Source organism: Clostridium fessum (assembly GCF_027698965.1).
Lineage (GTDB): Bacteria > Bacillota > Clostridia > Lachnospirales > Lachnospiraceae > Otoolea > Otoolea fessa.
In genome coordinates this window covers 1-314 of record NZ_JAQEQF010000009.1, presented here as the reverse complement: position 1 = coordinate 314, position 314 = coordinate 1, and the positions used below count along the sequence as shown (strand labels likewise).

Genomic DNA, 314 nt, shown 5'->3' with positions numbered 1-314 from the left:
TAACTAAGTTACCAGAGCATCTGAAATCTGGCGGGATACCGCCTTTTTTCAGGGTGCGTCCATGACACCACTACTGCTTGCCTTTCGGCTATACAGCTACTTTTATTATTTCTGGATTCTTTAGTCCGGTTACGGACAGTTCTTTCTGTTTTCCGGATACGGAAAGATATTTTCGCAGGATATTAAATGCTCCTACTGCATCCGCATTATGTCTTACTCCATCCGTTATATACATGCCCCGCTCTTTTCGGTTTGATGCCTCTGCATATCTTTTTGATACTTCTGGTGAAAACGGGCTGCACTGGCTGGTATAG

The 314-nt window shown here is 43.9% G+C and carries 1 pseudogene; it reads right to left on the bottom strand.

The annotated features are described in order from the left end of the window. Positions 1-88: 88 nt before the first annotated feature. A pseudogene (locus tag PG862_RS11430) lies at positions 89-314 on the bottom strand (RNA-guided endonuclease InsQ/TnpB family protein); the annotation flags it as partial.